This is a genomic window from uncultured Brachyspira sp., assembly GCF_944393015.1.
Classification (GTDB): Bacteria; Spirochaetota; Brachyspiria; order Brachyspirales; family Brachyspiraceae; genus Brachyspira.
This window is the reverse complement of record NZ_CALXYQ010000035.1, coordinates 1-15,358: the sequence shown is the minus strand read 5'-3', so window position 1 is coordinate 15,358 and position 15,358 is coordinate 1. Positions and strand designations below refer to the sequence as shown.

Sequence of the window (15,358 nt, the reverse complement as noted above, 5' to 3'; positions counted from 1 at the left end):
TAAAACATATAATAAAAAGGATTTAACATTTAATTGTTAAATCCTTTTTATTTATTAGTTTGACTAGTTATATTAATAAATATCAAGCACTATAAACTATATCTCCGTCAACTATAGTTTTTAATACTTTAATATCTTTTATTTCTTTAGGATCAACTTCAAATATATCTCTATCTAAAACTACAAAGTCAGCCAATTTATCTTCTTCAATACTTCCTTTAATATTATCTTCAGAAGACATATAAGCACTTCCCATAGTATACAAATAAACTGCTTCTTTAACTGTAAGTTTTTCCTGAGGCATCCAACCATTTTCAGGCCAGCCATTTAAATCCTCTCTATTAACAGCACAATGTATACCTTCCATTACACTAATACCATCAACAGGACCTGAAGAACCGAATCCAATATGAACACCCATATCTTTAGCTGTTTTATAAGCATAACAAGTAGAAGCCTTTTCTTTACCTACCCTATCTTCAACTATATGCATATCATAGTGAAGGAATACAGGCTGATAATATATACCTACATTTAATTCCTTCATTCTTTCAAATAATTTTTTATCTGTTATTTGGGCATATACTAATCCGTTTCTTCTATATTTGAAATCCTTTGTATTTTTGATTTTCTCTATAGAATTTAATGCCATATCTATAGCACCGTCTCCTGTAGCCTGTATAGCTAAAGAATAATCCAAACTATTAGCATAAGAAACTAATTCATCAAGAGCTTCCTGACTATATTGAGAAACTCCTTTGAAACCTTGAGCATCATTATAATCTTCTCTTAATAATGCTGTTCTTGAACCTATACCGCCATCTATAACAAGTTTTATACGAGCTACTTTAAATCTCTCATCATTAATATATTGATAATAGTAATAATCTCTGAAATCATCTATATCTTTCTTATTGATAAACTGTGCCTGTTCGCATACTCTTATTTTTAATTTTTTCTCTCTATTTAATTTTTGATAAGCATCTATAATTTTTCTATAATCGAAATCAGGCAAACTTCTTAAATCATCTGTCTGAACAGAAGTTATACCCATTTTGAAGAATTCTTCCTGAGTATCTAATATTATTGATTTAAGAGTATCTATTTCTAATGATTTAATTTTAGACAATATCAATATCATATCTTTAGAACTTATAAGTCCGTTTTCAAAATCTATACTATCAGATTTCATATTTTCTGTAATTCCGCATATTTCAAGAGCTTTACTGTTTGCAACTATCATCTCTCCGCAGCATCTTCTAAAGGCAACAGGATATTCATTTGATATATTATCCAAATCATTTTTTGTAAGCATTCTTTTTTCTTCAAAATAATCCTGATTCCAGCCCCAGCCTATAACCCAGCCTTCATATTTTTGGGCATTTTGTGCTAAATCTAATACTTCTTTTATGGACATACATTTACTTAAATCAAGCATTGTATTAAAACGGGCATATTCAACAAAATTAACACAGCTGTCATTAAATCCGGGAACAACCGTTTTTCCTTCTAAATCTATTATATCTTCAGCATTTGGAAATTTTTTTGCTACTTCTTCATTAGTTCCAGCAAAAGCTATTCTTCCATTTTCAACCGCTACAGATTCATAAATATTATCATTTTTGTCCATAGAATAAATTTTAGCATTCTTAAAAATCCTCATTTATATCCTCCATTAAATTTTATAACATAGCTTTTATATTATCTATTTCTTCATTAACTAAAAGCCATTCATTTTCTGTTTCTTCTATTAATTTTTTAACTTCCAAAAGCCTTTTACTTTTTTCATCATCATAATTTGCAGATGTTTCAAAAAACTTCAATATTTCAGCTTCTTCTTTTTTATAATCTTCTATTTGTTTTTCATGTTTTTTGAGCAAAGACTCACATCTTGAAAGTCTGTTTCTAATCTTTTTTCTCTCTTCATAATTATTGCTGTTTTTATCATCATTGCTGCTGTTTTCTTTAGCATTATTTTTATTTTGATACTCTAATTCTTTTTCTTCCTCTTCTAAAGCATCAAGCCTTACTCTATAAACATAAGCCTCATAATCACCTGAATAAAGAGAAAGTTTTTTATCTTTAACTTCTATAATAGTATCAGCAAGCAAACTAGCAAAAGTTCTATCATGCGAAGTAAAAAATATTGTTCCGCCATAATCTCTCAAAGAATTAGCAAGTGCCTCAACCGTTTCAAAATCCAAATGGTTTGTAGGCTCATCCAATATAAGAACATCAGCACATTGAGTAATAGCAGCAAGAAGTGAAAGCCTTGCCATCTCTCCGCCGCTTAATACTTTTACATCTTTATTAACATCATCTCCTGAAAATAAGAAACTTCCTAAAAGTGTTAAAAGTTCTTGGGTCAATAATCCCTGCTTAGCATTCTTCTTTAAATAAGACAATACTGTATCATTAGAAGTTATATTTTTATAAGTATCCTCTCCGAAATATGCTATCTTTATTCCATAAGAATAATTATAAGTACCTGATACAGGATTGAGTCTGCCTGCTATAGTTCTTAAAAATGTAGTTTTACCTTCACCATTTTGTCCAAGAACTGCTACCCTGCTTCCTCTTGCTATTTCTATTCTTCCGCTTTTAGCAACTACTTTATCGCCATATCCAACTGCTAAATCATCGGATATAAGAGCAAAACCTTTCTTTTCAGGAACTTCCGGAAGTTTTATTCTTACATTCTTTGATGGGTGATTAATTTCTATAGTTTTTAATTTTTCTATCTGCTTTATACGGGATTGCACCGCTTTTGCTTTAGTGGCTTTATATCTGAATCTCTCTACAAATCTTTCTAGATGTGCCTTTCTCTCCTCTATATTCTTATTATATTTTTTTATTGTATATTCTTTTTCTTCTTTATATTCAAAATAATCTTCTATGTTTCCTGGAAAATATGTTATTTTTGAATTCTCCATTTCAATAGTTTTTTCACATGTTGTTTTTAAGAATTCTCTATCATGCGAAACTATTAAAAAACCTCCATTATAATCGGTTAAAAAATTTTCTAAATCTATCAATGTATTTAAATCCAAAAAGTTTGAAGGTTCGTCTAATATTAAAAAATTAGGCTCATAAAGCATCATCTCTGAAAGTTTAACTCTCATTCTATATCCGCTGGATAAACTTCCTAGATTATTATTAACTTTTATATGATCTATTCCGAATCTGCTTGCTATTTTAGAACATTTCCAAGATTCTTTTCCTGTAACTCTAGTAAGATAATCTATTACCTTTTCATTATCATCAAAATCACCCTGCTGACGAAGATATCCTACTCTTACATCATCTGAAAATATTACTTCTCCATCATCAGCCTCTTCAAGTCCCATAAGAATCTTCAAAAGTGTTGTTTTACCTGCTCCGTTTCTTCCAATCATTCCTATTTTAGATTTTTCTTCTATAAGAAGATTGACATTATCAAGCAGTACTTTATGAACAAATCTTTTTGATATATTAACTATATTTATAATACTTTTAGCCATATTTCATTTTTAACTTAAATATTTTTATTTTTATTAAGCATTAATTCTATAATAATTTTAAAAAATATTCAAATATAAAAATGAAATAATTATATTAAATTGTACGATTATTCTTTTAAATTTTCGCTAAGTTTATATACCAAACTTTTGAAATATTTTCCCCTATCTTCATAGTTTTTAAACATATCAAAGCTAGTACATCCCGGTGATAATAAAACAGTATCTCCGCTTATTGCTATAGACGAAGCATAATTGAAAGCATCTGTCAAATCTCTTACTATAATTTTATTATCAAAATGAAGCATATCTGAAAGGACATTTGCTGCTTCTCCCATAAGTATAAGTTTTTTTACTCTAGCATTTACTATACTATTTAAAGGAGTGAAATCTATATTTTTATTTCTTCCTCCCATTATGAGAATTATATCTTTATCAAAAGATTTTAAAGCACTCATTACAGAATTCATTGATGTGGCTTTTGAATCATTTATGTATTTAACTCCATTAATTTCACCAACTAATTCAACTCTATGTTCTATACCTTTGAAATTATTTACAACTTTCTCTATATTGTCTGCCGGTATTCCATCTTTTAAACATATTAGAACTGCCGCCAATATATTGGCTATATTATGTTTACCTATTAATTTTCTGTTTGCTATAGAAAATAATTTTTCATTCTCATAATATATAAATTCATCTTCTTCATTATAGTATATTGTAGCAAATTTACTTTTTAAAGAGAATGTAAGGAGCTTACTCTTAGAATTACCATTAAGCTCATTATACCAAATATTAGTGTATATATTATCATAATTAAGTACGAGAAAATCATTTTTATTTTGATTGATAATTATATTCTTTTTTGTATTGAAGTAATCTTCTATATCTTTATATCTATCAAGATGATCTTCTGCGATATTCAATATAGCTGCTATATGAGCATGAAATTTTTCAACCGTTTCTAATTGAAAACTTGAAAGCTCTAATATGATATCTTCATCAGGCTCTATAGTTTCAATCTCCTTGGAAAAAGTATTTCCAACATTTCCAAGAAGTCTTGCCTTTTTATAAGACTTTATTATTTCATGAATCAATGTAACTGTAGTGGTTTTTCCGTCTGTTCCTGTTACTGCAATATAATTTCTATTAGGAATAAAATTGTATGCAAATTCAATTTCTCCTATAATTTTTATATTTCTTCTTTTAGCTTCTTCAACTATAGGTATAGTATGCGGAATACCCGGTGAAATTATTATCAAAGTTATATTATCCAAAATAGATATATCCTGATTACCGAAAAATAATTTGATATCTTTATCTTTTAATGCTTCTATACTATCTTTAAGTTGTTCTTCTGTTTTACTATCACTTAAAGCATATTTGATATTAACATTAAAAGTTCTGTTAATATCATATAGAGTATTAGCTATACTTACTCCGCTTCTTAAAGTAGCACCCAAAATTAATATATTCTGCTTTTTCAATACTTTTATATAAGTTTTATTTAAATCTAAAATCATTTTAACACCAATTAAAAAATTATTTTTTTATAAAAACTAATTATAACAGAATAATGATAAATTTAAATGATTTATTTTTTATAATTTTTTATTGAAAGATAAAAATTAATGTCTATATAATAAATTATTTATATCAATCTCTTTTATGATATCGTCTTCAATATAGTATATACCTAAACAAACATATCTTATCAAAAATTATTTTTTATTATTGTTATGCTAACCTACATCTAAAGGCTTAACTTAATAAATTAAGTTACACGCCTGTGTCCCTATGGGAAGGGCTTCGGCTCGCTTTTTATTAATAATATTATTAAGTTTTAAAGTGATAAACGAGCAGCTGATAACTGACGAAGGAAGTTGTCAGCTACATTTTGGCGAGTTTATCGCTAGCAATAATAATAAATTATTATTTTTTATAATATAAAATATTATCTAATATTAGTAAAAAATGTTTTCCTGTAAAATAAAGTATAATAAAAGTAATCAGCCACACGTATAGTTGGCGTTTGATAAGGTTAAACAGTACCGTGCGGGAAAGTCTGCAGCTCGCGGTTGACAAACTTAAAAATTTTCAGTATATTTCAAATATGTCTATAAAATAATTACATATTAATCTTGATAATATTTACTGTAATGTTCATAACTATTAATAACTTTCTCTACATAATATTCAGTTTCTTCAATATCTATGAATCTTCCTGTACGATACATATTATTAGTACCATACTCTTTTTTCCATCTTGCTCCGCGTCCTGAACCTGCATTGTAACTTGCAGCCACTATTATATAGTTGCTTGCATTTTCATTTTTAAATAACCAGCTTAAATGTCCGATACCTATATTAATGTTTTGTTTAGGATCGGTTAAATCTAAAGGATCGTATCTGTATCTAGGATTTCTATTTTGCTCTGCAGCTGTTGCAGGCATTAACTGCATAAGCCCCATAGCTCCAACCCAAGATTTAGCCTTCGGATCAAATGTACTTTCCTCACGCATTATAGCATATACAAATAACGGATCTATCTTATAATGCTTTGCCTCTGGAAGAACATACTCATCAAAATATCTAGGATAAACCATTTTTCTAAACTCATCCGGAAGCAAATCTGTATTATAAGTATAAGGATAATCAAAGTACTTTCCTATATTAACAGATATCTGCATAAGCCTTTTAGTATTTCCTGAATCTTTAAAAATCTTTTCAGCAAAATAAAATAATGGATAATTTACTTTTTCAGCTTTTTTAAATATTTTATCATATTCTGTGTATGCATTATCATAATCGCCATAACAGTATAACAATATTGATCTATCAACTTCATTAGTAGTTTGTAATGATAATTCATTAAATAAAGTATAATCAGTTTTATTTGAATATAGCTCTTTTACAAAATCATTTTGCATAAGAATATTTTTAGCCATATCTCTGGCTGATTTCATCAAATCATCTTCTTTTCCTGTAGCAATATAATTTAAGAACTGAATCTTATCAAGCATTTCCATAGATTTAGTATAGTTTGAATCAGTGTAATATTTTTTAGCTTCATCAAAATAATAAGTATTGCTGATTTCAACATTTTTAATCATATCATCATTAGCTAAAGTCAAAGCACCTTTTACAAAATAATGATTTTTACTTGTAAGAAGTGTTTTCATTAAATATTCATCTCTTTTTTCAGTATCTCCAAATTCTTCCGCACTCCACATACTCCAAGACAATGGAAAATCATGTCTGAATGTAGTATATCTTTTTTCCAATGCTGAAGTAGCAAAATAAGTTTCAGTTTTATTTTTTAATTTAAACGCCTTTCTTAAATATGATTTTAATGCTAATTCAGTCTGCCAGCTCTTTGGAAATTTATTCATAACATTAGTTAAATAAACTTTTGCCTGAACCAAATTATTTTTATTCAAACTTGTATTAACAAAATTATTATATATTCTAGGAACATAATCATCTCTTGGATACTCCCTCAAAAATGTATTATATAATTCCATTGCTTTTGAATTATTTGTTAATTTATCATAATTACCTGCGGAATAGTAAAGACTCATTTTTCTATATGTTTTATTATTAGCATTAGATAAATATTCATCATACAATTTAGCTGCTTCTCCCCTATTTCCTTCTGCTTCATTTATTCTAGCCATATAATAAGTTGAATTTCCCTTATTATAATTATTAGAGTATAAATATTCAAAATGTTTTAATGCAGATTTCCTAAATCCGGCATCATAAAGTACTGAAGCTGCTTTATATTTTAATTCATTATCGAATAAAGATATTTCATCTTCATAATTATCATTATAATAAATAATAGCTTCACTGTTTGATAATTTAGTTATAAGTTCATAAGCTATCATCTTAGCTTTATTAGTATCATCAGTATTTCTCAAAGCTCTTATACCTACAAATTCTTTAATCCATTTTTGTTTCCTACTATTAAAAAAATTGCTCACAGGATAATCATCTCTATAAAACTCTGCTAATGCTTTATACTGTTCAGCATAAGGATATAATGGAGAGTTTGTATATTCTTTCATTAATAATGAATATAAATCTATAGCTTCATCATACATATTAGTACTCAAAGCACTTTTAGCTCCATAATATATAATATAATCTTTGATGATTGCATCTTCATCTCTATTTATTATGTTAGTAAATTGATTATATGCTTCTAAATATTTTTCTCTATTATATAATTCTAATGCAGTACCATAATTGATTTTATTCTTTGAAGTGATTTTTTTCTTTAGGGAAATATCCTGTGCAGTAAGCATAGATGCAATTACAGCAACAATAATAGCAAAACAAATAATAAATAATATGAATCTTTTAAAAGCTTTATTTTTCATTTACACAAAACCCAAATATAATTTTTTATATATAAATTTTTATTTTATTATTTTTACAATTTTTTGCAAATCAATTCAATATATTAATCATAAAAAATAATAGTAATTTATCAATATTTTTGTATATTAAGTATAAACAAATTATGGAGAAATATATAAAATGGATTTAATAGAATTAAGAGATAAACAGAAAAAATTCTTTCAAACATCAAAAACTTTATCATATAATTTCAGAATAGAACAGTTAAAAAAATTAAAATCAATGCTCATAAAATATGAAAAAGATTTTATAGATGCACTATACAAAGACATGCAAAAATGCGAGTTTGAGGCTATAGCTTCAGAATTTTATATGGTTATAGAAGAAATTAATCTATTCATAAAAAATTTAAGAAGATGGATGCATCATAAAAAAGTAAAAAAGAACATGATAACAATAGATGCTAAGACAATGGTTATAAATAAGCCATTTGGAGTATCATTGATAATATCGCCTTGGAATTATCCTGTACAATTAACTTTTCTTCCGCTTGTAGGAGCAATAGGTGCAGGAAATACAGCTATAATAGCACCTTCTCAATTAACTCCTTGCGTTTATGATGTAATTTACGATTCTATAAAAAATACATTTGATGAAGAGTATATTGCAGTTATAGATAAAACTGTGCCTCCGGAAAGTACAACAAAAATAGAGTATGATAAAATTTTCTTCACAGGCTCTCCAAGAGTTGGAAAAATCATTATGGCAAATGCATCGGAGTTTCTTACTTCTGTAACTTTAGAGCTTGGAGGAAAATCACCTGTAATAATAGATGATATTAAAGGAAATAATTTTAATAAAGCTGTAAAAAGAATAATATGGGGTAAATTTTTAAACTCTGGTCAAACTTGCATATCTCCGGATTACATATTATTAAGAGAAGATTTAAAAGAAAAATTTTTAACAGCATTCACTAAAGAAATAGAATTATTCAATAAAGAAAGAAAACTGCATGGAATCATAAATGAAAATCATTATAAAAGAATAAAATCATATTTGAATGACGGAAAAATAATTTACGGCGGTGAATACGATGATAATAATTTATCTATTTCCATTACAATAGTAGAACCTAGAGATTTAGAAACTAATATAATTAAAGATGAAATATTCGGAAGCGTATTCCCAATACTTTATTATAAAACAAAAGAAGAAGCAAGAGATATAATAAATAAAGTTTGTTCAAGGCCTTTAGCTATGTATGTATTTTCGGAGGATATTGCTTTTAATTATTACTTTATAGAAAGAATGAGTTACGGATGCTGTGCTGTTAATGATACTATAAGTCAGATACTTAATCCTCATGCACCTTTCGGAGGAATTGGAAACAGCGGTATAGGACAATATCATGGTTACGATAGCTTTAAATGCTTTTCAAAAGAAACAACTATTTTAAATAAAGGTTATGGTTTTGAAATAGATACTAGATATCCGCCTTATAAAAAAAATATAAAATCATTAAAATTTTTATACAATCTTACAAAGAAATAAATATTATATTAATATATACTAAAAATTTTTAAGTTTATCAATTTTAGTTTTTTCAATTTTATTATTTGTGGGACTAGCCCCCACACCCCACTTCTTTTGGTGACCCAAAGAAGCAAAAGAACTGCATTTTTACACAAAACAACAGTATTATATTACATTTAATACATATCCTTAAAATATTAAGGTTAGTATATGCGTTTTTGCAAAACGTGCCTGTGGCAGCAACTTTGGCGAACCCAGCAGAGTGTTAGCTACAAAAAAGTTGATAATATATTTAGAAAATATATAAATTAACAAAATATAGTTGTTTAGGTATAATAAAAAAGGCCTATATTGAATATCAATATAAGCCTTTTATTTTTAACTTAATTATTTATAAATCAGTTCCCCCAAACATCAGGTTCAAACTCTTTATTAACCCTATTATAATCTACAATATCAACCCCATTATAATAGAATTTCAATATCTCTTTATAATCTTTTTTAACCTGTGCCATACCATAAGCACCCCACTGACACATACCTACACCATGTCCGCTTCCTTTTCCAGTGATTATGATACCATTATCAACTTTTTTAATAGTAAAGTTAAGTGAAGGTACTAATCTAGGAGAAAGAGTAGTTCTGAAATCTCTAGAACGAATATCGCTGTCATCTATTTTTATATTAGTAGCTTTACCAGATTTAGGATCTGTGCTTATACCTATAGAAGATTTTTCACTAGCATGAACAGAATAATTAGCTAAATCATCATTAAGTTCATTATAGCTTAAAGCATTAGTCCAAGGCTTAATCTGAGCATTACAATAAGGGCAAGAAACTCCTTCTAAATAAGGAACAGCAACACCGAATACATTTTCTGCACTGTCAGTATGTCCGCCGCATAAAGCACTGAAATATGTAGCTATAACTTTTCCTTTATAAACAGCTATTTCATATCTAGTTCTGTCAACTGCCTGCTCAACAGACCAATTCATTTTTTCTTTGCCATTATAAACTTGATATTTTGTAGTATTATCAACATCAAAAGGAAGTTTATTAGCATTTTTTAGTATATGATACATAGCATAAGTTCTAGCTGCTACTGCCTGAGCTTTTAAAGCTTCCATAGGCCAATCAGGAGACATTTCATGAGGAAGTACTCCTTTAACATAATCTTCAATATTAAGTTCATTAACAACTATCATTGTATTGTTGTATGGAATGAACATTAAAGAACCATAGTATTCAACGCCATTTAAAGTAAATCCGTCCTGAGTTTCAAATACTATACCCTCTTTATAAACTCCAACATCATTAACTTTTAATCCTAATCTGTTTTCAACTACCATTACAGTTTCATTAGTAAGAGCAGATATAATTTCACTTTCATATTTATAATTGTATGCCTTATAAGGTCCTTTGATATTAATAGTATATGGCGCTTTTACATCTGTTAATTGTACTCTTATAATATTTTGATTTGCAAATGCATATATACTATTCATAGCTAATAAAACTAGCAATAAAAAGAAATACTTTTTGACTCCCATAATTTTACGCCTCCTTGCGATATATAAATTTGTTCGTCAAAATTATCGGTTATTTCAAAACTTACTTTATTTATTTTAATTCTATTTCTTTTGATTCTTTAGTTTTCCAATCAATTTGAAATTTCTTCCAATTATTTATATTGAATATATTATCTTTAACATAATAATAATTAAAATTATATGAATTGCTTAATTGTCTTTCAACCTGCCAAGATATAATATCTACTATATTCACTCCATTATTTTTATAATCATTAGTTATTATTCTATTATTAAATGGATTCACTGCATTTTCAATATGTTTAGTAGCTAAATAATGTAAGTCTGCTATAGTAGAAAAATTAGTGTCTATTTTTACCTCGCCTCTAGAATTAAAATCTTTATATATAAGAACGGCATTGACTCCAGTGGCAAATTCAAGATCATCGTTCTTAAATAATGATGATTTTATAGGTGTGGCATGATCAGATACTAAAATTATTTTTGTATTATCATATACATTATTTTCTTTTAAATACGAAATGTAATTACTTATACAATTTAATGCTGAAACTGTTACATAAAAGTATCTTGCACAATTATGATCTTTATATATCTTATAATCTTCATCCGACACAACCCCTATACCTTAATGAGGTAAAAAATCATACGAAAAACCATTAGTCCATTTTTTTCTATTTTATATAAAAAGTAATAATACAAATAAAAAATATAATAACAACCAAAAAATATATTATATATCTATATTTTATAATAAGAAAATAAAAGTATAAATTGGAAGTATATATAAGACTAAAAAATATTAACGAAACTATATAATGACATACTCTTTTTTAACTTTAATTTTTTACCATAAACAAACCTAGCAATCAAGAATTAATTAATCAAGATTTCTTAAAACTATTTTAGATACAAAATGAGCTACCATTATAGCTGTGATACCTCCAATTAATTTAGCTACTATCATAGGAAATATCATATTTCTGTATTCACCTCCTGCATAACCAGCAGTAAATCCTAAATGATCTCCAAATGTAAATGCCGCACTAACTGCAAAGGCGCAATTTATAATCTTTCCTTGATTATTCATATCTTTCATTATATTAAACATAGGTATATTATTAGCCAAAGTTGCAACTAAACCAGCAGCTCCAACATCATTCATACCTAACTTTTTTCCTACAGCTTCCAAAGGTTTTGAAGCTACTTTAGTAAGTACAAATACAAGAGGAAAAGCACCAGCTAAAACAAAAGCTATACTTGCAACAGTGGTAACAGCATCAGATATGGGAGACATTGTAACAGTTTGATTATCAATAGTAAATTTTATAATTTGAATCCCTGTTAATGATTCTATTACAGCAAAAACTAATCCTATAGTAATTAATATCACTAGAAATTTAGAGAATAAATCAAATACTTTTATTAAAATATCTCTTATAAATATTAATCCTAAAGTAAGAAGTATTGATACTATAATGATAGGAATAAGATTTTTGATTAAAAATACGATTCCATATCCTGCTGCAAGTCCTCCACAAAAAGCTCCTATAGGTATAGTAATCATACCTGAAGCTATACCTAAAGCTAAATATTTTTGATCCTCTTTATTAATAATACCAATAGCAACAGGTATACTAAAAACTATAGTAGGTCCCATCATAGCACCAACTATAAAAGCTGAAAATTTTCCAGCATTTATATCCTGAGCAAACTCTAATGCTAATGGCGCACCTCCCATATCATTAGCAAGTATTGTTGTAGCAAACATAGCCGGATCTGCCCCAAGAGCCATATATATTGGAACTATAATAGGTTTTAATAATGCGGCTATTACAGGAGCTAGACATATAATACCTATCATAGATAATGCTAAAGCCCCCATAGCATTAAAACCAGCTTCAAATTGTTCTCCAAGACCAAATTTATTACCTATAATTTTATCTATAGCTCCTAGAACCATAAATATAATCATTATATACAATATTATTTCATTTATACTCATAATTATAACCTATAAGTATATCTTAATTTAAATTAAAATAGGACAAATTTTTATGAAGACCGGATATATGATATCTCATATATTCATAAGACTTATTCATAATTCCCCATAATGACCATATATAATTATGTATTATCTGAGCTTTTCTAACTCTGGAATCTTCTAAACCATTATATGATTTTAATAATTTTAATCGTCTTTCTTCATCAATATCTGATTCGCATACAAAGCTAGCTATATCCAAATAATTAGAAGTAAAACCAGAATATTCAAAATCTATTATTTTTACATCTTCTCCATTATATAATATATTTCCAAATAATAAATCTAAATGACATAGCACCTTTTCATCTTTATCCAATTCTTTAGCTGAATTATGTATAAACTCTCTTTCTTTTTCAGTTACCAAACTAATAGGCACTAATTCCTCATATTTTTTTATTTTATTATAAATCAATAAAGGAACGAATCCAGGATTATCTTTTAATTTTATTTTATGTAACTGCTCCAATCTTTTCATAAAAAGAGATAAAAACTTTTCATCTATATTGTCAAACTCTAAATCTTTATATCCATCTAAATAATTAGTTATTTTTATATCATAATCAAAGAACATACTTTTTGGAGCAATCTCTTCAGAAACTAATGACATAATATGCTTTTCTGCTGGTCTGTCAATAAACTTTTCCGTACCTAATCCAGGAATTCTTATTACTTTTTTATCACCGTTAAAAGTTATTTTGTAATTGTAATTAGTTAATCCTTTTAATCTAATTGCTTCTCCATTATCTGAACATTGTTTAGCAATATCTTCAAAAGTTAATGTATTAGTCATAATTGCATCTTTGAAAGAATCAACTTCTGTTACAATATCTTCTGCCTCACTAATATAAAAATCGATTCTATTCAACGCTCTGAAAACAGCATATTCCCAATATTCATCATCTGTACAATTATCAAGTTCTTCTTTTATAATATCAACATATTCACCAGCAAAATAGGCAATTCCTGTCTCACCATATCTTCCGCTAGTAGCCTCTTTATTAATTTTTATGAGCTTCTTTTCTTCATCAACAACATATTCCCATACCATAACATTATTAATTTCTTGTGATAAAAATTGACATTCATTAGGCTTTATATATTCAAAAAAAGATTTTTTAATATATAAATCCCCATTCATTATTATAGTACCATTAGTAATTTCATCTTTTACTAATTTCAAAGAAGCACTGCTGTTTTTAGAAGCAAAATCATAAGATACAACTTTTTTGAATCCTAATTTTTTTTGCAAAGGATCAAACAAGTCATGTTTATATCCTGTAACAACAGTAATATCATCAACTCCGCCTTCTTTAAGAATATCAATAGCATTTTCTAATATAGTTTTTCCATGTATCTCTAATAATGGTTTAGGTTTAACTAAAGTCATAGGTAAAAGTCTTGTACCTCTACCAGCAGCAAGTATTATAGCTTTCATAAATAAAACTCCTAATTTTTTATATTTTATTTACTGCAAAAACATTGAATCTATATTGATTATTTGTATAACCTGATATGTTCTGATCTTCTATTATTATTTTTCTAAATCCTAATGAAACTAATAAATTAAAAAGTTCTTCTTTAGTAAAAAATAGTTGATTTAATCCTTCATACTTTTTTTTATATTCTTCTTCACCTATTTCAGCAAAACGTACTTTATAATAAGTATCCATTTTAGATTGATCATTAATATCTAAAAAAGCTAGACTTCCACCTTTAGACAATATATTGTAATATTTTTTAATTACAGAATAAGTATATTCTTTATCATTAAAATAATGAAAAGCACTATTACAAAATATAAAATCAAAATATGTATTAAAAAGAATATCAATATTAATAGCTTCATCACAGCATAAGTTACAATCGTCAATAACTGTTTTGGCTATGTTAATTAAATTATTAGAATAATCGAACCCATATAATTTAGTATTATCACTAACTATACTTTTTAAAACTTTTAAAAATGCTCCGCTTCCACAAGCTATTTCTAATATTGATTTTTTATTTCTTATATCAATAACATCATCAATATAATTTACATATTCTATCCAAGCATTTTCATTTAAAACTTCTTTTCCAGAACTATCAAAACCATCTATAGATATTAAATCACTTAAAGTTAAATTGTTAGAAATATTTAAACCTTTTTTATCCCATATATTTTTCCACATAAACAACCTCTAAATGAAATAAAATAATATAAAGGATATACTTATACAAAGGATATAAGAAAATTGAAGATTTATCTTTGAATAGAAAAAGACAATATTGATATGATAAATTATTGCTTGCTTGCTTGCTTGCTTGCTTGCTTGCTTGCTTGCTTGCTTGCTTGCTTGCTTGCTTGCTTGCTTGCTTGC

General features: G+C 27.1%; 11 protein-coding genes. 1 reads left to right on the top strand and 10 read right to left on the bottom strand.

The genetic code is table 11. From position 1 onward, the window contains the following. Positions 1-82 precede the first annotated feature (82 nt). From Q0K19_RS11080 to Q0K19_RS11065, 4 genes are all read right to left on the bottom strand, one after another. Complete coding sequence (locus tag Q0K19_RS11080) at positions 83-1,663, bottom strand: amidohydrolase (RefSeq protein WP_297247910.1); 1,581 nt, start codon at positions 1,661-1,663, stop codon at positions 83-85. Between the two features lie 19 nt (positions 1,664-1,682). Further along, on the bottom strand, positions 1,683-3,500 hold the full coding sequence (locus tag Q0K19_RS11075) for an ABC-F family ATP-binding cassette domain-containing protein (RefSeq protein WP_297247908.1): 1,818 nt from the start codon (positions 3,498-3,500) through the stop codon (positions 1,683-1,685). A gap of 107 nt (positions 3,501-3,607) precedes the next feature. Beyond that, complete coding sequence (murD, locus tag Q0K19_RS11070; protein WP_297247906.1) at positions 3,608-5,023, bottom strand: UDP-N-acetylmuramoyl-L-alanine--D-glutamate ligase; 1,416 nt, start codon at positions 5,021-5,023, stop codon at positions 3,608-3,610. Between the two features lie 612 nt (positions 5,024-5,635). Continuing rightward, complete coding sequence (locus tag Q0K19_RS11065; protein ID WP_297247904.1) at positions 5,636-7,885, bottom strand: lytic transglycosylase domain-containing protein; 2,250 nt, start codon at positions 7,883-7,885, stop codon at positions 5,636-5,638. 160 nt (positions 7,886-8,045) lie between these two features. On the opposite strand from Q0K19_RS11065, the gene Q0K19_RS11060 reads away from it, so the two are divergent. Continuing rightward, entirely contained in the window at positions 8,046-9,416 is a 1,371-nt protein-coding gene (locus Q0K19_RS11060) for an aldehyde dehydrogenase family protein (protein WP_297247902.1), read from the top strand. A gap of 380 nt (positions 9,417-9,796) precedes the next feature. Here the strand turns inward: Q0K19_RS11060 and Q0K19_RS11055 are convergent, their stop codons facing one another. The 6 genes from Q0K19_RS11055 to Q0K19_RS11030 form a co-directional block, all read right to left on the bottom strand. Further along, on the bottom strand, positions 9,797-10,903 hold the full coding sequence (locus Q0K19_RS11055; RefSeq protein ID WP_297247937.1) for a SpoIID/LytB domain-containing protein: 1,107 nt from the start codon (positions 10,901-10,903) through the stop codon (positions 9,797-9,799). 115 nt (positions 10,904-11,018) lie between these two features. Then, the gene (locus tag Q0K19_RS11050) at positions 11,019-11,564 is read right to left on the bottom strand and encodes a hypothetical protein (RefSeq protein ID WP_297247900.1); all 546 of its coding nucleotides are present in this window, start codon (positions 11,562-11,564) and stop codon (positions 11,019-11,021) included. A gap of 264 nt (positions 11,565-11,828) precedes the next feature. Continuing rightward, entirely contained in the window at positions 11,829-12,953 is a 1,125-nt protein-coding gene (locus Q0K19_RS11045) for an ethanolamine utilization protein EutH (RefSeq protein ID WP_297247898.1), read from the bottom strand. Positions 12,954-12,975: 22 nt separating this feature from the next. Next, positions 12,976-14,433: a sugar phosphate nucleotidyltransferase gene (locus Q0K19_RS11040; RefSeq protein ID WP_297247896.1), complete on the bottom strand. Its 1,458-nt coding sequence runs from the start codon at positions 14,431-14,433 to the stop codon at positions 12,976-12,978. A 19-nt stretch (positions 14,434-14,452) separates the two neighbouring features. After that, entirely contained in the window at positions 14,453-15,169 is a 717-nt protein-coding gene (locus Q0K19_RS11035; protein ID WP_297247894.1) for a class I SAM-dependent methyltransferase, read from the bottom strand. Next, positions 15,147-15,358, bottom strand: a 212-nt coding sequence (locus tag Q0K19_RS11030; RefSeq protein ID WP_297247892.1) for a hypothetical protein, incomplete at its 5' end; no start/stop codon positions are given. The genes Q0K19_RS11035 and Q0K19_RS11030, both read right to left, overlap by 23 nt.